Origin of the sequence: uncultured Methylophaga sp. (assembly GCF_947259025.1) — a bacterium.
In the GTDB taxonomy this organism is placed as follows: Bacteria; Pseudomonadota; Gammaproteobacteria; order Nitrosococcales; family Methylophagaceae; genus Methylophaga.
The window spans coordinates 281,108-301,714 of the sequence record NZ_CAMYKO010000004.1 but is presented as its reverse complement, the minus strand read 5'-3'; the positions used below and the strand labels follow the sequence as shown (position 1 = coordinate 301,714).

The window sequence follows — 20,607 nt, the reverse complement described above, 5'->3', positions numbered from 1 at the left end:
GGCTCTAACTGGCCAGGCCAAACTGCTGAAGGCGCTCACGGACTGCCACGGCCCGCTGCGGGTTCAGCGTGCTGGTTCGCAGCTGTTTGTCACACAAAGCACTGCGAAAGCCCAGGTAATCAGCGCCCAGCGGTTCCAGCCTGTCGATATCTTGAAGCTTTAACGCTCCAGCCAGGCCACATAACAAGCCGTGTTGCCTGCTGGCATTGACAAAATCTCCCAGCTCAACCGCCGTCCAGTGATCCAGCAAACCCTGGCCATTCTTGCTCGCAGTATCGAGCATCACGCCGGCAAAGCCCGCCTGCTGGATAGCATCAATCAGCGAGATATCGTGGATCTGATCGGCAAATAACACGGCAATCACCGGTTTATTCAGTGCTTGCAGTGTCGGCTGCATCAGGTCGATACAGGCCGCTAAACCCGGCTCAGCAAACAGGCCAACTTTGACATAATCGACCCCACAAGCCGCCATCCGCTGTACAGCATCGGCAATGATGCCCGCCTGCATCGGTAAGTCGCCGACCGTGGCACTGACCAAGCAACGCCCGGAGGCCCAGTTTACAATGTCACTGACTGTGTCCAGCGGCAGGGCACCCAGCGCGCCAGCAGCGGGATTTTTCAGATCCAGGATATCGGGCAGACAATCTGCCAAGGTTTGTGCTTCTCTGAGCGACTGTACGCTCGCCAGCCATTTACTCATTATCGATCTCAATATCGGCTTGTTTGATCTTATCCATCAGCCAGCCCCAGGCTTCCAGTTCTCTATCCCCGGCCGTTTTATCGATACCGATTTGCAGATAGCGGAGTTCATCGCGGATTTTATCTTGCGGCAACATACCCAGACGGCTAACCAGGATCGCCGCTTCAATCACCGCGCTCTGGGCCCGATTAAAACCACGGAAAGGAGCATGGGTGACTTCTTCCACCACCTGCCCGTAAAAACAGCTGCGCGGATCATCATCGTCGAAACGGGTGATTTCCAATTCGGTATGCGCCAGCGCCTGCTCCAGGTACACACCTTCAATTCGGCGACAGGGCAGGGTAGGCCACTGGCGATGGCCGGTGAGGGCGCCGGCGAAGACCCGGACATCATCCAGGTAATTAATCGTGCACTGCGGGTGACGCTTTAGATTGTCATAGGTCGATGACGGTTTGAAGGGCTTTATGAGAAAGTAACCATTCACTTCACTGATACCCATCGGCGCCGAGTGCGGTCTGCCCGCCTCATCCATCGTTGTCACGATGACTTCATGTATCCGACTTGTCAGCCGTGCCACAGGGGCGCTCCTTTTTTGTTTTCGACTTGGTTTTGGTGTTGGCGCGAGAGGCTTTCAGTGACGGTTTATCGGCTGTGCCACAGGCATGATCTTTGCGGCCTTTTTTCATCGTGGTGCCTTCCGCTTTTTGCCTAGTCAGGTCCTCTTCTTCCTGCTCAACGGCACAGCCCCAGTTCAGATCTTCATCCTGGGTGTAGCGTTTACCCAGTTGCCAGGCCACTTCTGCCCGCGCCAGTTCAACGCCCAGATAAAAAGCATGACCGGGATCATCCTTGACCTGCAATTGCGGATAAAACTCGAAGGGATCATTATCCAGCATTAAGCCGTCGCGGTTGAACATAAATATTCCCTCGCGGGCCACTTTGATCCGGTAGTTGGGATCTTTAATGCTTTTCGCCAGCTCACGAATTTCATCGGCGGTATCGGTAAATGGCCGCCTTTCGTGGGCGACCAACAAATCACCCGTTAAATCCCGTGGCAAGCTGTTGTCCTCTTTGGCCGCATACATCATGCGCCTGGCGACATCGGCCTCGCGTATGGCGCGACGGGCATGCGGACTGACTTCCGTCGCCAGTACACAATCAATATTCAGTTCCGAGATAATGCCAAACAGCATGGCATTGATGCCGCTGGTGTCGGCATCGGTGAGTTCGGTCAGATTGCCGATGCCCATCATCATCGGCGCTTCAGGGTATTTTCGCCGTAGCTCGTGATAGCGCACGATGGAAGCGGTTAGACCAAAGTGAATCGGATCCAGGATCGGATCGGCAATCCAGGGTTTGCCGATTTTATCCATGGCCTCCATCGCCCGCTCCAGCGAGGCCAGTGAGCCCGGTTCTGCCGGTACCAGGATGGGCACGGCATCCGTCTCTTTAGTCAGATCGATGGTTTCTTCCGTCAGGCTCAACAAATAATCGGCACCTGCTTGGGCAGCACGTTGCAAGTCTGGGATTGAAAGTGAGTCCACACTTACTTTTAAACCAACCTCATGCAGGGCTTGTATCGCTTCCTCCATCAGCGGAAACGGTTCCTGCGGCAAGCAGCCGATATCAATCACATCGGCGCCATTGTCGCGGTAATACAAAGCCCGCTCGACCAGACTGTCGATATCGCGCTCGGGCGCATCGACAATCTCGGCAAAAATATTGACCCGGTATTGGCTCAGATCGGGTTGTTTACGGGCTTTACCGAAATGCATGGGCAGATCCTTGATTTCTTCCGGGCCGCGGATGACCTTAATCCCCAGCTCCTCGCTCAATGAGTCCAGGTCGCCACGGCAACGGCCGGGCACAATGATTTGATCACAGTCTTGATAGTCCTCCGGTTTGAGGCGACGGGCTATCATTTTATCGGTCATCAGCGCAGCAACCGATAAACCCAATTGGTGCACCCGGAATTCAAACGGCAGCGGCGCCATTTCCTGTAACACCTTCTGCACACTGGGCTCTGCCAGCTTGCCGGTCAGAAACAGAATCTTGTCCGCCATCAGCCGGCTTGTTCTACCTCGGTTAAACGTTGTTTCAGCGCCGCAGCGAGTTGTTCGGCTGACTCCACCACGGTGGTGGCTTCATAAGTTTTAAGACGCTCTGTATGCTCCAGGTCAACCTTACGCGGCCACAGCCGCACCATGCGATCGGGGGCAGGGGTATCGACCTCAGGTATCGCATCACAGGCCAGTACAATGCTCGGTACCCGACATTTACCCGCCTGAGCGTAAATATTGGTCACCAGCGTGTCTGACAGGCCCAGCACCATTTTAGCAACGGTATTCGAGGTCGCCGGGGCGACCACCAGGGTATGGTAATCACCGCGATAGAACAGGCCCACAGGTGGCGAACTGGCCGACCGGTCGCGATAAACGCGGCCTTCCGGCACCAGCGACTTGGGATCGTGACCATACATCCTGACGACTTCCTCACCTGCGCGGCTGTAGAAAAGATCCACATCATCCAGTTCACGCACGATTTCCAGACATTCTTCCAGGTAGTGTCCGGAGCCGGTCACAGCCCAGGCCAGACGAGGCTTTTCAGGCCTTGCTTGCATAATGAGTCTCTAGCAGTGGTTAAGACCATAAATTTTGCCAGACTCGGCATATATAGTAAAAATAAGATAGTTTTTGTAGGGTTTTTTACGTTAAAATCACAGCTTTAAATTGACGGGCCCGCTGCGCCTTTTCTGCATTTGCCTGCTTCGTTTGTTGCTCACGAGCACTCGCAAACTGCCAGCATCATTCACAGTGGCCCTCAAGTTCAGCGTCGGATTGGAGCCATAGCGAATGTCTAATAATATTCCCAAAATTGTCGTGGTTGGCGGCGGTGCAGGGGGCCTGGAACTGGTCACTAAACTCGGCAAAAAACTGGGTAAGAAAGGAAAAGCTGAAGTCACCCTGGTCGACAGCACTCACACCCATATCTGGAAGCCCCTGTTACACGAAGTGGCGGCTGGGACGCTGGATTCGCATGAAGACGAAATCGAATACCTGGGTCAGGCTAACTGCAGCGGTTTCCGCTTCCGTCTGGGCCGCATGGATGGACTGGATCGCGAGAAAAAGCAAATCTCCGTTGCGCCCACATTAAATCAGGAAGGCGTTGAAATCATTCCCCGCCGCAGTTTTGATTATGACTATCTGGTGGTCTCGGTTGGCAGTATCAGCCATGATTTCGGTATCAAGGGCGTGCGTGAACACTGTCTTTTCCTCGACACAACCAAACAGGCTGAAACCTTCCAGAACAAACTGCTGCAGGCTTATCTGCGTGCCCACACCCAGGGTAAACCGCTGCATGAAGGTCAGCTCAACATTGCTATTGTTGGTGCTGGCGCAACCGGTATTGAGCTCAGCGCCCAGTTGCACGAAGTTTCGCACCTGCTGACCGCTTATGGCCTGGATGAAGTGAATCCCCAAGACGTGCACATCAGCATTATTGAAGCGGCAGATCGCATTCTGCCCGGTCTGCCGGAAAATATTTCTGACGCTACCCTCAGTGAGTTGAAGAATCTCGGCGTCAATGTCATGACCGGCGAGCGTGTGGTTGAAGTCAATGAAGCCGAAATCAAGACCGAAAGTGGCAAAGTCGTGCCGGCTGCCATCAAAGTCTGGGCAGCAGGTATCAAAGCACCGGAGTTCCTCAAAGACATTGATGGCCTTGAAACCAACTGGATGAATCAACTGGTAGTACGCCAGACCCTGCAGACCACCATGGATGATGATATCTACGCTATCGGCGACTGCTGTGCCTGCAAATGGCAGGGCCATGATGAAAACGTGCCACCGCGGGCACAGGCGGCCCACCAGATGGCCTCGCTGGTCGCCAAATCTTTAATCCATCGTCTCAACGATAAAGTGATTCCCGAATACGAATACCACGACTATGGCTCACTGGTCTCTTTGGGCCGCTATAGCACGGTCGGCAACCTGATGGGCAACCTCAGCCGCGGCAGCATGCTGATTGAAGGTTTTATGGCCAGAATGATGTACCTGTCATTGTACAAAATGCACCAGGTTGCTTTGTTCGGCCCATTCCGAGTGGTCATGCTGTCTTTATCACATTTGTTCCGCCGCAGTGTGCATCCCAAAATCAAGCTGCACTAATTTCAGTTCTCCACGAACGAAAAAGGCCCGCCACGGGCCTTTTTTATTTTTAGCCGTTTGTCTTCATCTGAAAGCCCTGGAAAGCGCCTGAGGCGTTTTTACCGTCTATCCTAGACAATCTTTCACAAAAACACTTTAATGCGTTCAGCGAGCTTTCAGGGCCTGACAGCGGCCTTTGCTAAGCAAACCTCGCATACAAAAAAGGCCATCCAACCGCGGGGAGGGCTGGATGGCCTTGTTGCCGGGAGGCAGCAAAATCAGATATCGAGGTTGGACACCTGCAGCGCATGCGTTTCAATAAACTCTCGCCGGGGCTCGACATGATCCCCCATCAGCGTGTTGAAAGTCTCATCAGCGGCAATCGCATCTTCAATTTTGACCTGCAGCAGGCGACGCTTGCTTTTATCCATGGTGGTTTCCCACAACTGATCCGGATTCATTTCACCCAGACCTTTGTAACGCTGCACATGCTGGCCACGGCGGGCTTCAGCCAACAGCCAATTGACAGCTTGTGAGAAATAATACACCGGCTCTGAGCGCTCACCGCGTTCAACACGCGCACCCTCACCGAACAAGCCATTGATTTTATTAGAAAATGCCAGGATTTTCTGGTATTCAGTGCTGGAGAAGAATTCACCCGGTACATGGAAATCCGTGCTGATACCATGACGGGTAAAGCTGATATTCACCATGGGCACTGGTTCATCGTCATGCTGTTCAATGCTCAGCTGGTAGCTCGTACCTGTTGGCAGTCCTTTATTCATCGCCACTTCTATCGCCTGCAGCCAGTCTGTCATCGACGGATCACCGAATGCCGGGATCTGTGGCTGATACACCAGTTGATCAAGGAAAGCCGGGTAGTAGTGGTTGGACAAACGGCCGATGATGGCATTGATGGTCTGATATTCCTCTACCAGCGCCGCCAGCGCATTGCCCTCAATGGCACTGGCATCAGCGGTCGGGTAAAGCGAGGCATTCTGCAGCGCGACTTCAGTCAGGTAACGCTCCATCTCGGCATCATCTTTCACGTAGCGTTCCTGCTTACCTTTTTTGATCTTGTAGAGCGGCGGCTGCGCAATATAGACATGGCCGCGCTCGATCAGCTCCGGCATTTGCCGGTAAAAGAAGGTCAGCAGCAGGGTACGGATGTGTGAACCATCCACGTCGGCGTCGGTCATGATGATGATGTGGTGATAGCGCAGCTTTTCCGGATCATATTCATCACGGCCGATACCACAGCCCAGCGCGGTAATCAGCGTGCCGACTTCGGCCGAGCTGATCATCTTATCGAAACGGGCACGCTCTACGTTAAGGATTTTCCCTTTCAGCGGCAGGATAGCCTGGGTACGGCGGTCACGGCCCTGTTTAGCACTACCGCCCGCAGAATCACCCTCCACCAGGAATAGTTCAGATTGCGAGGGATCACGCTCCTGACAATCGGCCAGCTTGCCTGGCAAACCAGCGACATCCAGCACGCCTTTGCGACGGGTCAGCTCACGTGCTTTTCTGGCGGCATCACGGGCGCGGGCGGCGTCGATCATCTTGTTGGCGATTAATTTGGAATCGTTGGGGTGTTCCACCAGAAAATCATGGAAGAACTCATTGACCAGCGACTCAACAATAGTTCTGACCTCGGAGGAGACCAGTTTATCTTTGGTCTGCGAACTGAACTTGGGATCCGGCACTTTGACTGACAGTACTGCGGTGAGCCCTTCACGTGCATCATCACCACTGGTTGTGACTTTAGACTTTTTCGCCAGCCCTTCGCTGTCAATGTACTGATTCAGGGTGCGGGTGAGGGCGGCACGAAAACCGGCCAGGTGGGTACCACCATCACGCTGTGGAATATTGTTGGTAAAGCAGTAGATATTTTCCTGGAAGGAATCGTTCCACTGCATTGACAGCTCTACCGTAACATCATCACGCAGACCGGAGATCTGAATAATGTTGTCGTGGATAAGCGTTTTGTTTTTATTCAGGTGCTCAACAAAAGCGGTGATACCACCTTCGTAATAAAAGGTTTCAGTACGTTCATCACGCTCATCGGTTAATTTGATTCTGACGCCTGAATTCAAAAACGCCAGCTCGCGAATCCGTTTGGCCAGCGTGTTGTAGTCGAAGGTGACGTTCGTAAAGGTGTCTTCACTGGGCCAGAACTGAATGCGGGTACCGGTCTCAGTGGTGTCTTCAACATCGGTCAACGGTGCATCAGGCACACCATGCGTGTAAGACTGCTTGTGAAGGCGGCCATGACGATGAATATCCATGGTCAGCTTCTTCGACAGGGCATTGACCACTGATACGCCGACGCCATGCAGACCACCGGAGACTTTGTAGGAGTTGTCATCAAATTTACCGCCAGCGTGAAGCACGGTCATAATGACCTCGGCGGCAGAAACGCCTTCTTCCTCGTGAATATCGACGGGAATGCCGCGGCCATTATCAATGACCGAGACTGAATCATCAGGATGAATTCTGACCTCAATAACACTGCAGTGTCCTGCCAGCGCCTCGTCAATTGCGTTGTCCAGCACCTCGAAAACCATGTGATGCAGACCGGTGCCATCATCAGTATCGCCGATATACATGCCCGGCCGCTTTCTTACCGCATCAAGTCCTTTCAAAACCTTAATATTCGAGGAGTCGTAGGTGCTGTTATTATCCGTTGCCATAATCAAACTGTTCCTGTTGGTAGGATGTTGAATAACCTATTATTCTACTATGTCTGAGTCCCCGTTGATAGCATCACCCTCTCTATCAAAAATGACGCCGTGTTTCACGTGGAACATTTTCTCTTTTTTCTGATCAATCAGCCCTGTTAGCTCTTCGTTAGTGCTGCTGATAAAGCATTGGACTGGTAACGACCGCAGTGTATTAATCACTGTATTTTGATGGTGCCAATCCAGCTCTGAGCTTAAATCATCAATCAATAATACGGTTGAGGTGAGTTGTTTTTTCTCTGCCAGGATCAAAATCTGCGCCATACTCAGTGCCAGGAAAAACAGTTTTTGCTGACCTCTTGAAAGCATTTCATAGGGGTCGGCGCCATTAACTCTAAGCGACCAGTCAGCTGCATGGGCCCCTGAACGGGTGTAGCCAAGAGCACGATCGCGCTCTATATGCGCTATGAGATAAGTCGCAAAATCACTATCTTTATTCCACCCCCGAAGATAGCGTAGATTAAATTGATAGTCATTCAGCTCAGGACAAAGTTGATGGAAGAGGGGAAGAAAGTATTCCAGTAAGGTCTGAAGATAGCGTTCACGCATAGCGTTGATAACCAGACCATGCTCGACGAGATACTTATCCCAGAGTTGAATTTCCTTAATTGGCTTCAGTTTTTTTATCGCTGCATTTCGTTGTTGCAGGGCTTTTTTGTATGACTGCCAGTGGAAATTGAATTGATGTTCCACGTGAAACACACCCCAGTCCACCATCCGTCTTCGGTATTTGGGACCAAGCTCAAAAAACTGGTGACAGTTAGCAGGGATAAACTGAAGTGGCAGATGTGTAGCAAGATCTGAGAGACGTTTGAGTGGCGCATTATTGAGGCGAATCTGTAACCCGGTAGCAAGATCGTATTGTAAACCGATAGGGGTTTGATCGAGCGACCTGGCAAACACAGTCAGCCGTTGCTCATCATGGTTGACGACATTCTTTAGTGACCGGGATCGAAAAGAGCGTCCCATGGCAAGCATGTAGATCGCTTCCAGCAGGCTGGTTTTGCCGGAGCCGTTTTCACCAATAATAAGATTGATGCCCTGTGCCGGGGTGATATCTGCCTGCTTGATATTTCGAAAAGAAAGAGTTCTAATTTGCGCCAGCACAGGGTTTACTTTCTCAGTATAAAAAACAGCCAGCTTAACGTGAACCGCAAAACTGGCTGTTATTGTAATGGAATGATCAGATTTCGATCATTTCAAAATCTTCTTTGCCAACACCACATTCAGGGCATTCCCAGTCATCCGGAATATCTTCCCACTTGGTGCCTGGCTCGATGCCTTCTTCAGGCAAACCTTCTGCTTCATCATAGATGAATCCACAGACGATGCACTGCCATTGTTTCATTTTTTGTTCTCCTAAATCATTGTTTGAATTACCCCGAGTCAAAGCGATTCTAACAAATATGGGCTGCTAACGTTTGAGCGCAGTCACAGGAAAACTATCTGCAGCTTTGCTGGTCAGACAGATTTAATATTGTTTTAAAACATACTGCTGCAGAAACAGCAATAATTTTAAAATTCAACTATACTGATTAATTAATGACTTTTAAGCGGAAAATCCGATTATGAGACTCCCCACTTTGCGACAATTGCAGTACCTCACGGCCGTGGTCGATGAAAAACATTTTGGTCACGCAGCAGAGAAATGTTTTGTTACCCAGTCAACTTTAAGTGCCGGTATTCAGGATTTAGAGGAGTTACTCGAAGTCTCCCTGCTAGAGCGGACCAATCGTAAAGTGTTACCCACGGCCATCGGCGAGGAAATAGCAGGTCGCGCATTGCAGATCCTGTCGCTAAGTGAGGACCTCGTTGATCTGGCGCAGTCTGAGAGAAACCCGCTTTCAGGCCGCATACAGGTTGGCATCATTCCAACCATCAGCCCATTTCTATTACCCAAGGTACTACCCACTGTTCGCCAGCAACTGCCCGACCTGGAAATTGTTCTGATTGAAGACCAGTCGGAAAGGCTGCTGGATAAGCTGGAAGCCGGCAGTATTGATGTCGCGGTACTGGCCTTTCCTTTTAATATCCGCGGTCTGACACACCGTATTTTTGCGCGTGAGCCGTTCTGGGTCGCTGTACCAAAGCAGCATCGCTTATCACTGAAGCGGGTACTGAAAGCGTCTGAGCTGCCCACCAATGAGTTGTTACTGCTGGCAGAAGGGCATTGCATGCGTGAACACGCGCTCAGCGCCTGCCAGTTGCCGGCATCGGCGCAGCGCCGGAGTGTTCAGGCCACCAGCCTTTATACTTTGATTGAAATGGTGGCGAGTGGCCTGGGCATTACTCTGATACCTGATATGGCGATCAACTCTGATATGGTCAGCCATTCTGATATCAGCCTGGTACCGCTGGAAAACAAAGATGATCAGGCCACCCGTGAAATCGGCCTGGTCTGGCGTCCCAGCTTCCGCCGCACCCAGACCCTGGAACAACTGGCGCAGACGGTGTCTGACGCACTGGAAGATACCGATTATTCACTGCGCGCATAAAAGTTGCGCAGGGCAAAAAACTGCTGCTGTATCGACAGTGAGCTGAATGGCGGTTCAAAGCGGGCGTAGAGACGCCCTTTGGGATCGGTCAGAAATAAGCTGTGCTGTTGTTCTATCTGTGCGATGTCGCCAATTTCTTCACGCAAGTAGAGAAACTCAAAAGCCCCGGCCAACATTTCCAGCATGGATTGTTCGCCACTGAACACCGGCAGACTCATCTCGCGTGAAGCCAGCAAGGATGAAAGTTCTCCACTGCGCTCACTGTCAAAATTAATCACCACAAACTGCTGTTCATCATTGGCGAGCAATGTTTGCAGGTTTTCCAGCACTTCCAGGACTGGCTCACAGTAGGGCAGGCAATGTGGGTGCGTGAAGTAGATAAAAGTCCATTTACCGCGCAGCGATTGTTCCGTTAATTTTTGCCTAGCCGTCGACTGCAGCAGAAACTGTGGGATATCACCGGCTGGCGACACAATTTCAGCCTGCAGGGAGGCGGGAATCTGCCGCTTGTCTTCACCCGCACTTTCCTGTCTCGACAACCACACCAGCAGCATTGCCGCAAAGACAACAAGATATAACAGTAAAAAACCCTTAGAATTAAAGCTTTTGAATAATGCCACTGTGTCTGGTCCCGATTATCAGCGCGTGAGCAAGCCGCGAGTTTTCAATGAGCGAAAAGCTGTTTCAGTCTACCGCAGTTGTCAGTGTAATGACCTTCCTGTCACGGATCCTGGGTTTTCTGCGGGATATTGTGATCGCCCGTTTGTTTGGCGCCGGTCTGGGCGCCGACGTTTTTTTCGTTGCTTTTAAAATCCCCAACTTTCTACGTCGCTTGTTTGCCGAGGGCGCTTTTTCCCAGGCCTTCATTCCGGTGCTGGCCGAATTCCGAGAACGCGGCGAGGAGCCGCTGAGAGAACTGATTGCCCGTACCAGCGGTACTCTGGCCTTCATTCTGATGCTGATTACCGCTGTCGGCATGCTGGCCGCGCCGGTCATTATCATGATTTTCGCACCGGGGTTTATCAGTGATCCCTTCAAGCTGGAACTAGCCGGTGAACTGCTGTTTATCACCTTTCCTTATTTAATGTTTATCTCGCTAACCGCTCTGGCCGGTGCCATCCTCAACAGCTTCGGCCGCTTTGCGGTACCGGCCTTTACCCCGGTATTTCTGAATTTATCTTTGATCGGGGCTGCTATCTGGTTGTCACCGCAACTGGATGAACCGGTCAAGGCTTTGGCCTGGGGCGTGTTTATAGGCGGGGTGGTGCAGCTGTTGTTTCAACTGCCGTTTCTGTGGCGAATCAACAAGCTGCCAAGACCGCGCTGGGGCTGGCGCAGTGAGGGCGTGAGAAAAATTACCCGACTGATGATTCCGGCCATGTTCGGGGTGTCAGTGTCACAGATCAACCTGCTGCTGGATACGCTGTTGGCCTCCTTCTTGGTCACCGGCAGTATATCCTGGCTGTATTACTCTGACCGCCTGGTCGAGTTTCCACTGGGGGTATTCGGTATTGCCCTGTCCACAGTCATCCTGCCCAGCCTGTCGAAAAAGCATGCCAGTCAGTCAGCAGAGGGCTTTTCAGACACTATCGACTGGGCTTTGCGCTGGGTCTTTATTATTGGCACACCGGCTGCGGTAGGGCTGATAACGCTGGCCCAGCCCTTGTTGATCACTCTGTTCCAGTATGGCGAGTTCGCCAGTGATGATGCCTACATGGCCTCTTTGAGCCTGATGGCCTATGGTCTGGGCCTGTTACCCTTTATTTTTATCAAGGTATTGGCGCCGGGCTATTTCGCCCGCCAGGACACCAAAACCCCGGTCAAAATCGGCATTATCGCCATGGTCACCAATATGGTGCTGAATGTGATCCTGATGATGTATCTGGCCCATGTGGGTCTGGCACTGGCCACTGGCCTGTCAGCTGCGCTCAATGCCTGCCTGCTCTATATCGGCCTGAGAAAACGCGGTGTCTATTCGCCTAACGCCGGCTGGGCGGTGCTCGGACTCAAACTGCTGTTGGCCAATGCTGTGATGCTGGCCCTGTTGGTGTGGTTAACACCGCAGGCCTCAGCCTGGAGCGAGTGGACAGCCTGGCAGCGCGCGGGGCAATTATTTGGTCTTATTGGTGGTGCTGCGGTCGTTTATTTTGTATTGCTAATGGTGCTGGGAATCAGGCTCAGACAGCTTATCAGACCGTTGAGCCGATAAAAAAAAGCCCTCACTGGGAGGGCTTAAGGGCACTACGAGGACTAACGTGGTGCTAAACGAGAGGACCAGTCTCGAATCAGAAACGGCGACCGATACCTATCCCCCAGACAAAGGGATCAATATCAGCGTTGATACGGGCACGTTGGTAAGCACCGCCGGCAATATTGTCGAAATGGGCTTCAGTGTCGATATCGATATATTTGACGTCCATATTCACAAACCAGTCCTGGTTGATAGCAATATCGACCCCGGCTTGAGCAGCCAGACCCCAGGAGTCATCCAGTTCCACGTCAGAACCGGCAGTATCAATTACACCCGCCACTTCTTCATCAAAGAAATGCGTGTAGTTGATGCCGACACCGACATAGGGACGCACACTGGCATCAGGCAAAAAGTGATACTGCAATGTCAGCGTGGGAGGCAGAACCTTGGTATCGATCACATCCCCCAAAGCCGACCAGTTTTTTTCTCCGGCAACAGTATGCTCGGAATAGCCCAGAATTAATTCCAGACCCCAGTGACGAGTGAGCATGTAGGTGATATCAATTTCCGGCACGGTGTCAGTATCGACCTTGACGCCTTCACCGGCGGCAAAATAGCCACCACCGACATCGGCATAAAGCTGGCCACTGTCATCATTGGGATTGATATGGATAACACGGCCTCGAATCAGCCAGTCACCGGCTTCATAGGCCATGACCGGTGCCGCGGCGCCCAGGCCCAGCGCGGTCATCATTACTGCGGCAAAAACGGTTTTTTTCACTTTATCGCTCCTCTGGACAAACCCTGTCCGTTAAACATGGGTATATTGTCGGGGAGGGCGCAACAAGGCGCATTGACCTGGATCAATAAAAAGTCAGCGTTGCGTGAATCAACCGCAGAGTTGTTTGAGCTTGTCGATATCCAGCAGAGTCAGCGCTTTATTATGAATACGGATAAGACCTTCATCCTGAAAACGGCTGAACAGACGGCTGACAGTCTCAATCGCCAGCCCCAGATGATTGGCAATATCTCCGCGCGACATACTCAGCTGAAAATCCCGCGCTGAAAAACCGCGCTCCTGGAAACGGCGTGACAGTGATAACAGAAACGTCGCCAGCTTTTCTTCTGCGGTTTTCTTACCCAGCAGAAACATCAGGTTTTTATCGCCCGATAACTCTTTACTCAGACGATTCAGCATCTGAGTCTGTAACTGCGGAATGGTAGTACTGAACTGCTGCAGCTTGTCGTAGGGAAGCTCGCAAACGGTGCTGGTTTCCAGCGCTTTGGCTGAAGACTGGTAAGCCTGCTGATAAATGGCATCCATGCCAATAAATTCACCGGGGAAGTAAAAACCGGTCACCTGTTCGCGGCCATCAACGGCATCCACCGTGGTTTTGAAGCAGCCGGAGCGCACCACGAACACTGACTTGAACGGTGTCTCGGCGCTGAACAGCGATTGACCACGTGTAAGACTTTTGCTGCGTTCAATAATACTATCGAGTTTGGCCAGGTCATTGTTGTGCAACCCCAGTGGCAGACACAGGCGGTAAAGGGCACATTCCTGACAGGCGATCTGATGATCATGCTCAACTTTGGCGAGGTCTCTGAATAAAGGCGTCACGTTGTTCAATTGAGACATAGCAATTCCTTATTACGCTTGCAGGGTATAATAACCCTTCAAACCCTTGTCTGAAACAGTTATTATCTCCTTTTAAAATTAAAAGCAGGACTTGAAATGACCGCTCGTAGCGCGACAATTGCGCGAAACACGCTGGAAACTCAAATCGAAGTTGCCCTCAATCTGGATGGTAGTGGCCGGTTTGAAGCCGAGACCGGTGTGCCCTTTCTCGATCACATGATGGATCAGATCGCCCGTCACGGTCTGTTTGATCTCACCGTCAAAGCCAACGGCGACCTGCACATTGATGCCCACCACACCGTTGAGGACGTGGGTATCACTATCGGTCAGGCGCTGAAAAAAGCGCTGGGCGACAAGAAAGGCGTGGTGCGTTACGGACACGCCTATGTGCCGTTGGATGAAGCTTTGTCTCGGGTAGTGCTGGATCTGTCCGGGCGTCCGGGGCTGGAATTCGGCGTGACCTTTACCCGTGACAAGATCGGTGAGTTTGATGTCGATCTGTTTTACGAGTTTTTCCAGGGCCTGGTTAATCATGCCGGCCTGACCCTGCATATTGACAATCTCAAGGGCCGCAACGCCCACCACATTGCCGAGACCATCTTCAAGGCTTTCGGTCGTGCATTACGTATGGCGGTAGCCCTGGACCAGCGGGCGCTGGAGCAGTTGCCTTCCACCAAAGGGGCCTTGTAAGCCGATCCCTCACTGAACTCAATTATTAGCTAACAGGTTTAACATGCGTCGCGTAGCAGTGATCGACTATGGCATGGGCAATCTCCGCTCTGTCTCCAAGGCACTGGAAGCCGTTTCCGCGGATCAGGCCGAGATAATTGTCAGTGCCGACCCCGGCACCATTTTGTCAGCCAGCCATGTGGTCTTCCCCGGTGTCGGTGCGATTCGCGACTGCATTGCCGAACTGAAGCGCCTGCAACTGGATCAAGTGGTCATTGAGGCTGCCGGTAGCAAGCCGTTTCTGGGTATTTGTCTGGGCATGCAGGCCCTGCTCAGCCATAGCGAAGAAAATCACGGTGTCGATGCCCTGGACGTGATTCCAGGTGAAGTGAAGTTTTTTGACAAGCCGGTGGCCGATAATGGTGACAAGCTGAAAGTCCCGCACATGGGCTGGAACCGGGTTCACCAGACCTGTGATCACCCGCTGTGGCAAAACATTGAGCAGGACAGTCGCTTTTACTTTGTACACAGTTATTTTGTCAGCCCGGCCGATCCGGCCGTGGTGGCGGGCACCACGCCCTATCCAGATGATTTTGCAGCGGCCATTTACCGCGATAACGTATTTGCTGCCCAGTTCCACCCGGAGAAAAGTCAGCATGCCGGCCTGCAATTACTGGAAAATTTTGTAAACTGGGACGGGCAAAGCTAATACCAGCCCTAAAACGGAGAAAATTTTTATGTTGTTAATCCCTGCCATTGATCTCAAACAAGGTCACTGCGTACGTTTGCGTCAGGGGCGAATGGAAGACAATACCGTGTTTTCGGAAGACCCGGTGGCAGTGGCCGCCAAATGGGTGGAAGCAGGGGCAAAACGTTTGCATATGGTCGACCTGGACGGTGCCTTTGCCGGTAATCCGGTCAATGCCGATGTGATTAACGAAGTCTGCAGAAGCTTTCCCGATCTCGACATTCAGGTAGGCGGCGGTATCCGTGATGAGGAAACCATCGAAACCTATCTGCATGCCGGCGTACGCTATGTCATTCTGGGTACCAAAGCGATCAATGCCCCGCATTTTGTCGGTGACGTCTGCGCCGAATTTCCCGGTCATATCATCATCGGTCTGGATGCCAAAGACGGCAAAGTGGCGATAGATGGCTGGTCCAAGTTGTCGAACCACGACGTTATTGATATTGCACAGCAATTCGAACAGGATGGGGTGGAATCGATCATCTACACCGATATCAGCCGTGACGGCATGATGCAGGGTGTCAACCTGGAGTCGACCCGCAAGCTCGCCAGCTCGATTCAAATCCCGGTGATCGCCTCAGGCGGTGTCAGCACCTATGATGATATCGAAGCTTTATGTGAAGCCGAAGGCGAGGGTGTGACCGGTGCCATTCTGGGCCGTGCCATTTATGAAGGCAGCATCGAACTCAAACAGGCTCAGGAACTGGCCGATAAACTGAATCCACCGCTGGAGTTTTAATCACTGATGGGTCTCGCCAAGCGCATTATTCCCTGTCTCGATGTTGATGCCGGCCGCGTGGTCAAAGGCGTGCAGTTTGTCGATATCCGTGATGCCGGTGACCCGATCGAAGTCGCCAAGCGCTATGACGAGCAAGGTGCCGACGAAATTACCTTCCTCGACATTACCGCGACTCATCACGAACGTGACACCATGTTGCATGTGGTCGAAGCGGTCGCCAGCCAGGTGTTTATTCCACTGACCGTCGGTGGTGGCATTCGCACGGTCGATGATATCCGCCGCATGCTTAATGCCGGTGCCGACAAAGTCGGTATCAATTCCGCTGCCGTCAAAAATCCTGACTTTGTGCGTGAAGCCGCCGAACGGTTTGGTTCGCAATGCATCGTCGTGGCTATCGATGCCAAGCAAGTCTCGGCTGAGGGTGAGCCGCTGAAATGGGAAATCTTTACCCATGGTGGCCGACAACCCACCGGTATTGATGCCGTCGAGTGGGCCAGAAAAATGGTGGATCTCGGGGCTGGAGAAATTCTGCTGACCAGTATGGACCGTGACGGTACCAAGTCGGGTTTTGATCTGGATTTGACCCGGGCCATCAGCGATGCAGTGGATGTACCGGTGATTGCCTCCGGCGGTGTCGGCAAACTGCAGGATCTGAGCGATGGCATCAAACAGGGTCATGCCGATGCAGTGCTGGCGGCCAGTATTTTCCACTTCGGTGAGCACACGGTAGGGGAAGCCAAACAGCAAATGGCCAGCCAAGGTATTGAGGTACGCTTATGAGCCATTGGCTGGAACAGGTGAAATGGAATGAAGACGGTCTGGTTCCCGTCATCACTCAGGAGTTTGAGACAAAGCAAGTACTCACTTTAGCCTGGATGAATCGTGAAGCTTTAAAGCTCACCAATGAAACCGGCCATGCCGTTTACTGGTCACGTTCACGACAGAAACTCTGGCACAAGGGTGAACAATCCGGTCATCAGCAGATCATCAAATCGATCCGCATTGATTGCGATAACGATGCGGTCTTACTGGAAGTGGTACAGCAGGGCGGCATTGCCTGCCATACCGGTCGCCATCACTGTTTTTATTTCCGTCTCGAAGACGAGCAATGGCAACCAGTGGAACCGGTGCTGAAAAACCCCGACGAGATTTATTCATGAGCGATATTCTGCAAAAACTTAATGCGGTACTTCAGGAGCGAAAACAGGCTGATCCCGACAGCTCCTATGTGGCCAGCCTCTATGCCGGCGGCACTGACAAGATTCTGAAGAAGCTGGGTGAGGAAGCCACCGAAACCGTCATCGCCGGTAAGGGCGGTCAACGGGATGAAATAATCTACGAAACCGCGGATCTGTGGTTTCATAGTCTGGTGTTACTGGCGCATAATGAGATAGACCCGCAGTTGGTTCTGGACGAACTGGATCGGCGTTTCGGTCTGTCCGGCCATGAAGAAAAAGCCAGCAGGAGCAAAAAATGAGCGATTGCCTGTTTTGCAAGATTGTCGATGGAGAGATTCCCTCAAGCAAAGTGTTTGAAGACGAACACATCTATGTGTTTGAGGATATTAATCCCAAGGCCGATGTCCATCTTTTGGTGATCCCCAAAATCCACATCAGCCGGCTGGATCAGGCCACCCAGGCGCACGCAGAACTGTTGTCACACATGATGCTGTCTTTGCCCAAACTGGCCAGGCAGCAGGGGCTGGAAGACGGTTTTCGCAGTATCATAAACACCGGGCCGGGCGGCGGTCAGGAAGTCGATCATCTGCATATTCACATACTCGGCGGTAAAAAACTGCCGGGCTTTCATTAGGAGCGCATTATGGGTATCGGAGGCATCAGCATCTGGCAGTTATTAATCATCCTGGTGATTGTTGTGTTGCTGTTCGGCACCAAGAAAATACGCTCGCTGGGCGGTGACCTGGGCAGTGCCATCAAGAACTTCAAGGATTCCATGCAGGAAGGCCGGGATACAGCTGAAGATAACGACAGTGATGTGATCGAGCATGACGAGGCCGACAACACCCAGCACCGCCAGCAGGACAAGGACAAGACATCCCGCTAAGCGGCCTGAAACGCTGTCATGTTTGATATCGGTTTCTGGGAAATCCTGCTGATCGCCGTGGTAGCACTGCTGGTGGTCGGCCCCGAACGGCTGCCCAAACTGATTCGTGTTGTGGGCTTGTGGCTGGGCCGCGCCCAGGCTTCGGTGCAATCTATCCGCAATGAAATCAACCGTGAGTTACGGGCGCAGGAACTACAGGATGCGCTGAGAAAGCCCGACAATATGCCCGATATGAACGAAGAAATCCGGGTTGATGACAACAAAAACGAACAGCGCTCACAGGACAAAGATCGGGATGGATGAACAACAACCGCTGATTTCTCACCTGGTTGAACTGCGTGATCGTTTGTTGCGGGCAGTTTTGGCAGTCTTACTGATTGCCGCCTGTCTGTTTCCCTTCGCCAATGATCTGTACCTGTTTCTCTCTGATCCGCTGCTCAAACATTTACCCGAAACCAGCTCAATGATTGCCACTGAAGTGGCATCGCCGTTTCTGACCCCGTTTAAACTGACACTGAGCACGGCGATTATGCTGGCAGTGCCGTTTTTGCTTTATCAGATGTGGGCCTTTATCGCCCCCGGTCTTTATGATCATGAACGCAAGCTGGTTTTCCCGTTGTTGTTTGCCAGCACCCTGCTGTTTTTCCTGGGGGTGATGTTCGCGTTTTACGTGGTGTTCCCGCTGGTATTCGGCTTTTTAACCCAGGCTGCACCGGAAGGCGTGGCCGTGATGACCGATATCAGCAGTTACCTCGACTTTGTGCTGAAGCTGTTTTTTGCTTTCGGTCTCGCCTTTGAAGTGCCTATCGCAACTATCCTGTTGGTCTGGAGCGGGGCATCGACGGTGCAAAGCCTGCGTGAGAAACGTCCCTACGTAATTGTGGGCGCTTTTGTGATTGGCATGCTGCTGACCCCACCGGATGTCATCTCTCAGACCTTACTGGCATTGCCTGTGTGGCTGTTATTCGAGCTGGGCCTGGTCAGTGCCCGCTGGTTACCCAAAAGACGTACAGAAGAAGCTTAGCGGCGGTATCTCAGCCGTGTGCCATGCTCCAGTGATAAACGGATTTCTTCAGCCCCAAGTTCACTGGGAAAATAAACGCCGGAAATCTTGGCACCGTGAATACTGGCGCCTTCCAAGCTGATGCACTGGCTGAAATCGACGCCGCGCAAATCAGCCTGACGGAAATAGCTGTTACTGAAATCCAGACCACGCGCATTCAAGCCCTGCAGGTTTAAATGGCGGAAATCACACCCCGTCAGATCGACCGTTTCACCCGCAGCGACCTTGGCATTGAAGCTGTCCACTTCGCCTTCGCGTAGTAATTGATAGAGTGGGTTGTCTGAAATTACCGGTGCAGCCATGATTAACCTCCTTGCTTGAGATCTCAAGATTACAAGTCGTTTGCCGAGATGTAAACGGCCGCTTTACTGCCACTGAGTATGCTATGTTGGCAGAGACATCAAACTCACAAAGAGGTGCCACTGATGACCATCAAACAAAACCTGATCGATGAACTGGAAGTGTTGCTGCAATTCCCGCTGGACAGTACGCAGACCGGCATTAAAATCCATCACGATGCGCGTGATGGCCTGGTCGACGCAGCAAGAAACCTGTTTGATAAAGGACTGATCAGTCAGGAAGATGGCGGCTATTTAACGGATCTCGGTTATGAAGCCGCTGAACATCTGCAACATGCGCTGCGGATTATGACTTCGCCCGCCGTTGATACTGCATAAAACTGTAGTCATATTCATTTTTATCGTCAGCCTGATGATCTTCACGGCTGACGAGCTCCCAATCCGCTGCTGACCAATCAGGAAACCAGGTATCACCGTTGAGCGTGACATGAACGCGGGTCAGATAAAGCGTGTCGGCCAGCGGCAACAGCTGCTGATACAGCGAGGCACCACCCATAATCATCACTTCTTCCTGCTGACGGCATAAATCCAGTGCTTCATCAACAGTATGCACGACATCACAGCCTGCAGCCTGATAATCAGGCTGACTGGTGATCACGATATTCCGCCGTCCCGGCAGCGGCCGGCCTATCGACTCATGGGTGCTTCTACCCATCACAATAGGCTTGCCCATTGTAGTGCGGCGGAAATGCTGTAAATCAGCGGAAATCCTCCAGGGCAGTCCATTATCCCGTCCTATCAGTCCCTGCTGATCCATGGCAACAATGATCGCGATTTTCATTCAATAATCCTGTCAGTCAAACCCTAAGGATACCGTTAAATGTGATGCTCAATAAGTCCTGTATAAGTCGCCAATAAGATCGATCACAAGTTGTGGATAACTTTGCCTGTGGATAAGTCGCTATTTTGTCCACAGCTAATTCGCCCCGCAGCAAAAAAGTTATCAACAATGCCATTACAGGATAAGATGCTGAATTCGATGCCTTAATTGAATCCGTCCAACAATCCACAGGCATAAAACACTAACATCATCAAAAATATTCTTTTATCTTTC

The 20,607-nt window shown here is 52.0% G+C and carries 26 protein-coding genes; 14 read left to right on the top strand and 12 right to left on the bottom strand.

The window, feature by feature from the left end; translation table 11 throughout:
* Positions 1-4: 4 nt before the first annotated feature.
* From Q0X64_RS04620 to Q0X64_RS04605, 4 genes are read right to left on the bottom strand one after another with little or no spacing between them, the layout of a single operon-like run.
* Positions 5-700 carry a (5-formylfuran-3-yl)methyl phosphate synthase gene (locus Q0X64_RS04620; protein ID WP_297809373.1) on the bottom strand — a complete coding sequence of 232 codons (696 nt, stop codon included), beginning with the start codon at positions 698-700 and terminating at the stop codon, positions 5-7.
* A complete protein-coding gene (locus Q0X64_RS04615) occupies positions 693-1,277 on the bottom strand; it encodes a DUF447 domain-containing protein (RefSeq protein ID WP_297809372.1) in 585 nt (194 codons plus the stop codon). Before Q0X64_RS04615 ends, Q0X64_RS04620 begins: the two co-directional genes overlap by 8 nt.
* The gene (locus Q0X64_RS04610; protein ID WP_297809371.1) at positions 1,249-2,763 is read right to left on the bottom strand and encodes a DUF6513 domain-containing protein; all 1,515 of its coding nucleotides are present in this window, start codon (positions 2,761-2,763) and stop codon (positions 1,249-1,251) included. The genes Q0X64_RS04615 and Q0X64_RS04610 overlap by 29 nt, the downstream gene beginning before the upstream one ends.
* Positions 2,763-3,320, bottom strand: a complete 558-nt coding sequence (locus Q0X64_RS04605; protein ID WP_297809370.1) for a flavoprotein — start codon at positions 3,318-3,320, stop codon at positions 2,763-2,765. The genes Q0X64_RS04610 and Q0X64_RS04605 overlap by 1 nt, the downstream gene beginning before the upstream one ends.
* Before the next feature lie 232 nt (positions 3,321-3,552).
* Here Q0X64_RS04605 and Q0X64_RS04600 point away from each other — a divergent pair, with 232 nt between their 5' ends.
* Positions 3,553-4,866, top strand: a complete 1,314-nt coding sequence (locus Q0X64_RS04600; protein WP_297809369.1) for an NAD(P)/FAD-dependent oxidoreductase — start codon at positions 3,553-3,555, stop codon at positions 4,864-4,866.
* Positions 4,867-5,123: 257 nt separating this feature from the next.
* Here Q0X64_RS04600 and gyrB read toward each other — a convergent pair whose 3' ends face one another.
* The 3 genes from gyrB to Q0X64_RS04585 form a co-directional block, all read right to left on the bottom strand.
* Positions 5,124-7,538 (bottom strand): DNA topoisomerase (ATP-hydrolyzing) subunit B, encoded by a 2,415-nt coding sequence (gene gyrB / locus Q0X64_RS04595; protein WP_297809368.1) that lies wholly within the window; start codon positions 7,536-7,538, stop codon positions 5,124-5,126.
* Between the two features lie 39 nt (positions 7,539-7,577).
* Positions 7,578-8,693 (bottom strand): DNA replication/repair protein RecF, encoded by a 1,116-nt coding sequence (gene recF, locus Q0X64_RS04590; RefSeq protein ID WP_297809367.1) that lies wholly within the window; start codon positions 8,691-8,693, stop codon positions 7,578-7,580.
* A gap of 76 nt (positions 8,694-8,769) precedes the next feature.
* Positions 8,770-8,934, bottom strand: coding sequence for a rubredoxin (locus tag Q0X64_RS04585; protein WP_297809366.1), 165 nt, complete (start codon positions 8,932-8,934; stop codon positions 8,770-8,772).
* A 220-nt stretch (positions 8,935-9,154) separates the two neighbouring features.
* Here Q0X64_RS04585 and Q0X64_RS04580 point away from each other — a divergent pair, with 220 nt between their 5' ends.
* Entirely contained in the window at positions 9,155-10,081 is a 927-nt protein-coding gene (locus tag Q0X64_RS04580; protein ID WP_297809365.1) for a hydrogen peroxide-inducible genes activator, read from the top strand.
* Here the strand turns inward: Q0X64_RS04580 and Q0X64_RS04575 are convergent.
* A complete protein-coding gene (locus Q0X64_RS04575) occupies positions 10,063-10,701 on the bottom strand; it encodes an SCO family protein (protein WP_297809364.1) in 639 nt (212 codons plus the stop codon). The two genes, Q0X64_RS04580 and Q0X64_RS04575, sit on opposite strands and share 19 nt — an antisense overlap.
* A gap of 47 nt (positions 10,702-10,748) precedes the next feature.
* Here Q0X64_RS04575 and murJ point away from each other — a divergent pair, with 47 nt between their 5' ends.
* Positions 10,749-12,290 carry a murein biosynthesis integral membrane protein MurJ gene (gene murJ, locus Q0X64_RS04570; RefSeq protein WP_297809363.1) on the top strand — a complete coding sequence of 514 codons (1,542 nt, stop codon included), beginning with the start codon at positions 10,749-10,751 and terminating at the stop codon, positions 12,288-12,290.
* A 76-nt stretch (positions 12,291-12,366) separates the two neighbouring features.
* Here the strand turns inward: murJ and Q0X64_RS04565 are convergent, their stop codons facing one another.
* Positions 12,367-13,053: an OmpW family protein gene (locus Q0X64_RS04565; RefSeq protein WP_297809362.1), complete on the bottom strand. Its 687-nt coding sequence runs from the start codon at positions 13,051-13,053 to the stop codon at positions 12,367-12,369.
* Positions 13,054-13,161: 108 nt separating this feature from the next.
* A complete protein-coding gene (fnr, locus tag Q0X64_RS04560; RefSeq protein WP_297809361.1) occupies positions 13,162-13,911 on the bottom strand; it encodes a fumarate/nitrate reduction transcriptional regulator Fnr in 750 nt (249 codons plus the stop codon).
* A gap of 96 nt (positions 13,912-14,007) precedes the next feature.
* Here fnr and hisB point away from each other — a divergent pair, with 96 nt between their 5' ends.
* From hisB to tatC, 10 genes are read left to right on the top strand one after another with little or no spacing between them, the layout of a single operon-like run.
* Positions 14,008-14,601 (top strand): imidazoleglycerol-phosphate dehydratase HisB, encoded by a 594-nt coding sequence (hisB, locus tag Q0X64_RS04555; RefSeq protein ID WP_297809360.1) that lies wholly within the window; start codon positions 14,008-14,010, stop codon positions 14,599-14,601.
* A gap of 43 nt (positions 14,602-14,644) precedes the next feature.
* Positions 14,645-15,289 carry an imidazole glycerol phosphate synthase subunit HisH gene (hisH, locus tag Q0X64_RS04550; protein ID WP_297809359.1) on the top strand — a complete coding sequence of 215 codons (645 nt, stop codon included), beginning with the start codon at positions 14,645-14,647 and terminating at the stop codon, positions 15,287-15,289.
* 28 nt (positions 15,290-15,317) lie between these two features.
* Complete coding sequence (hisA, locus tag Q0X64_RS04545; protein ID WP_297809358.1) at positions 15,318-16,067, top strand: 1-(5-phosphoribosyl)-5-[(5-phosphoribosylamino)methylideneamino]imidazole-4-carboxamide isomerase; 750 nt, start codon at positions 15,318-15,320, stop codon at positions 16,065-16,067.
* A gap of 6 nt (positions 16,068-16,073) precedes the next feature.
* Positions 16,074-16,847, top strand: coding sequence for an imidazole glycerol phosphate synthase subunit HisF (hisF, locus tag Q0X64_RS04540; RefSeq protein ID WP_297809357.1), 774 nt, complete (start codon positions 16,074-16,076; stop codon positions 16,845-16,847).
* Positions 16,844-17,227 (top strand): phosphoribosyl-AMP cyclohydrolase, encoded by a 384-nt coding sequence (hisI, locus tag Q0X64_RS04535; RefSeq protein WP_297809356.1) that lies wholly within the window; start codon positions 16,844-16,846, stop codon positions 17,225-17,227. The genes hisF and hisI overlap by 4 nt, the downstream gene beginning before the upstream one ends.
* A complete protein-coding gene (locus Q0X64_RS04530) occupies positions 17,224-17,544 on the top strand; it encodes a phosphoribosyl-ATP diphosphatase (RefSeq protein ID WP_297809355.1) in 321 nt (106 codons plus the stop codon). Before hisI ends, Q0X64_RS04530 begins: the two co-directional genes overlap by 4 nt.
* Positions 17,541-17,879 (top strand): histidine triad nucleotide-binding protein, encoded by a 339-nt coding sequence (locus Q0X64_RS04525; RefSeq protein ID WP_297809354.1) that lies wholly within the window; start codon positions 17,541-17,543, stop codon positions 17,877-17,879. The genes Q0X64_RS04530 and Q0X64_RS04525 overlap by 4 nt, the downstream gene beginning before the upstream one ends.
* A 9-nt stretch (positions 17,880-17,888) precedes the next feature.
* The gene (gene tatA / locus Q0X64_RS04520) at positions 17,889-18,131 is read left to right on the top strand and encodes a Sec-independent protein translocase subunit TatA (RefSeq protein ID WP_366517475.1); all 243 of its coding nucleotides are present in this window, start codon (positions 17,889-17,891) and stop codon (positions 18,129-18,131) included.
* Between the two features lie 18 nt (positions 18,132-18,149).
* Positions 18,150-18,434, top strand: coding sequence for a Sec-independent protein translocase protein TatB (gene tatB / locus Q0X64_RS04515; protein ID WP_297809353.1), 285 nt, complete (start codon positions 18,150-18,152; stop codon positions 18,432-18,434).
* The gene (gene tatC, locus Q0X64_RS04510; protein WP_297809865.1) at positions 18,421-19,155 is read left to right on the top strand and encodes a twin-arginine translocase subunit TatC; all 735 of its coding nucleotides are present in this window, start codon (positions 18,421-18,423) and stop codon (positions 19,153-19,155) included. The genes tatB and tatC overlap by 14 nt, the downstream gene beginning before the upstream one ends.
* Here tatC and Q0X64_RS04505 read toward each other — a convergent pair.
* A complete protein-coding gene (locus Q0X64_RS04505; protein WP_297809352.1) occupies positions 19,152-19,496 on the bottom strand; it encodes a pentapeptide repeat-containing protein in 345 nt (114 codons plus the stop codon). The genes tatC and Q0X64_RS04505 overlap by 4 nt on opposite strands.
* A 123-nt stretch (positions 19,497-19,619) precedes the next feature.
* Between Q0X64_RS04505 and Q0X64_RS04500 the strand changes: the two genes are divergently transcribed.
* Positions 19,620-19,871, top strand: coding sequence for a TIGR02647 family protein (locus Q0X64_RS04500; protein WP_297809351.1), 252 nt, complete (start codon positions 19,620-19,622; stop codon positions 19,869-19,871).
* On the opposite strand, the gene folA is transcribed toward Q0X64_RS04500, so the two are convergent.
* A complete protein-coding gene (gene folA, locus Q0X64_RS04495; RefSeq protein ID WP_297809350.1) occupies positions 19,840-20,334 on the bottom strand; it encodes a type 3 dihydrofolate reductase in 495 nt (164 codons plus the stop codon). The genes Q0X64_RS04500 and folA overlap by 32 nt on opposite strands.
* Positions 20,335-20,607: the final 273 nt, after the last annotated feature.

Bases quoted from the DNA above. Each gene is read 5' to 3' on its own strand.
- Q0X64_RS04620 (WP_297809373.1), bottom strand. From the start codon at position 700: ATGAGTAAATGGCTGGCGAGCGTACAGTCGCTCAGAGAAGCACAAACC.
- Q0X64_RS04610 (WP_297809371.1), bottom strand. From the start codon at position 2,763: ATGGCGGACAAGATTCTGTTTCTGACCGGCAAGCTGGCAGAGCCCAGT.
- Q0X64_RS04605 (WP_297809370.1), bottom strand. From the start codon at position 3,320: ATGCAAGCAAGGCCTGAAAAGCCTCGTCTGGCCTGGGCTGTGACCGGC.
- Q0X64_RS04600 (WP_297809369.1), top strand. From the start codon at position 3,553: ATGTCTAATAATATTCCCAAAATTGTCGTGGTTGGCGGCGGTGCAGGG.
- gyrB (WP_297809368.1), bottom strand. From the start codon at position 7,538: ATGGCAACGGATAATAACAGCACCTACGACTCCTCGAATATTAAGGTT.
- Q0X64_RS04585 (WP_297809366.1), bottom strand. From the start codon at position 8,934: ATGAAACAATGGCAGTGCATCGTCTGTGGATTCATCTATGATGAAGCA.
- Q0X64_RS04580 (WP_297809365.1), top strand. From the start codon at position 9,155: ATGAGACTCCCCACTTTGCGACAATTGCAGTACCTCACGGCCGTGGTC.
- murJ (WP_297809363.1), top strand. From the start codon at position 10,749: ATGAGCGAAAAGCTGTTTCAGTCTACCGCAGTTGTCAGTGTAATGACC.
- fnr (WP_297809361.1), bottom strand. From the start codon at position 13,911: ATGTCTCAATTGAACAACGTGACGCCTTTATTCAGAGACCTCGCCAAA.
- hisB (WP_297809360.1), top strand. From the start codon at position 14,008: ATGACCGCTCGTAGCGCGACAATTGCGCGAAACACGCTGGAAACTCAA.
- hisH (WP_297809359.1), top strand. From the start codon at position 14,645: ATGCGTCGCGTAGCAGTGATCGACTATGGCATGGGCAATCTCCGCTCT.
- hisA (WP_297809358.1), top strand. From the start codon at position 15,318: ATGTTGTTAATCCCTGCCATTGATCTCAAACAAGGTCACTGCGTACGT.
- hisF (WP_297809357.1), top strand. From the start codon at position 16,074: ATGGGTCTCGCCAAGCGCATTATTCCCTGTCTCGATGTTGATGCCGGC.
- hisI (WP_297809356.1), top strand. From the start codon at position 16,844: ATGAGCCATTGGCTGGAACAGGTGAAATGGAATGAAGACGGTCTGGTT.
- Q0X64_RS04530 (WP_297809355.1), top strand. From the start codon at position 17,224: ATGAGCGATATTCTGCAAAAACTTAATGCGGTACTTCAGGAGCGAAAA.
- Q0X64_RS04525 (WP_297809354.1), top strand. From the start codon at position 17,541: ATGAGCGATTGCCTGTTTTGCAAGATTGTCGATGGAGAGATTCCCTCA.
- tatA (WP_366517475.1), top strand. From the start codon at position 17,889: ATGGGTATCGGAGGCATCAGCATCTGGCAGTTATTAATCATCCTGGTG.
- tatB (WP_297809353.1), top strand. From the start codon at position 18,150: ATGTTTGATATCGGTTTCTGGGAAATCCTGCTGATCGCCGTGGTAGCA.
- Q0X64_RS04505 (WP_297809352.1), bottom strand. From the start codon at position 19,496: ATGGCTGCACCGGTAATTTCAGACAACCCACTCTATCAATTACTACGC.
- Q0X64_RS04500 (WP_297809351.1), top strand. From the start codon at position 19,620: ATGACCATCAAACAAAACCTGATCGATGAACTGGAAGTGTTGCTGCAA.
- folA (WP_297809350.1), bottom strand. From the start codon at position 20,334: ATGAAAATCGCGATCATTGTTGCCATGGATCAGCAGGGACTGATAGGA.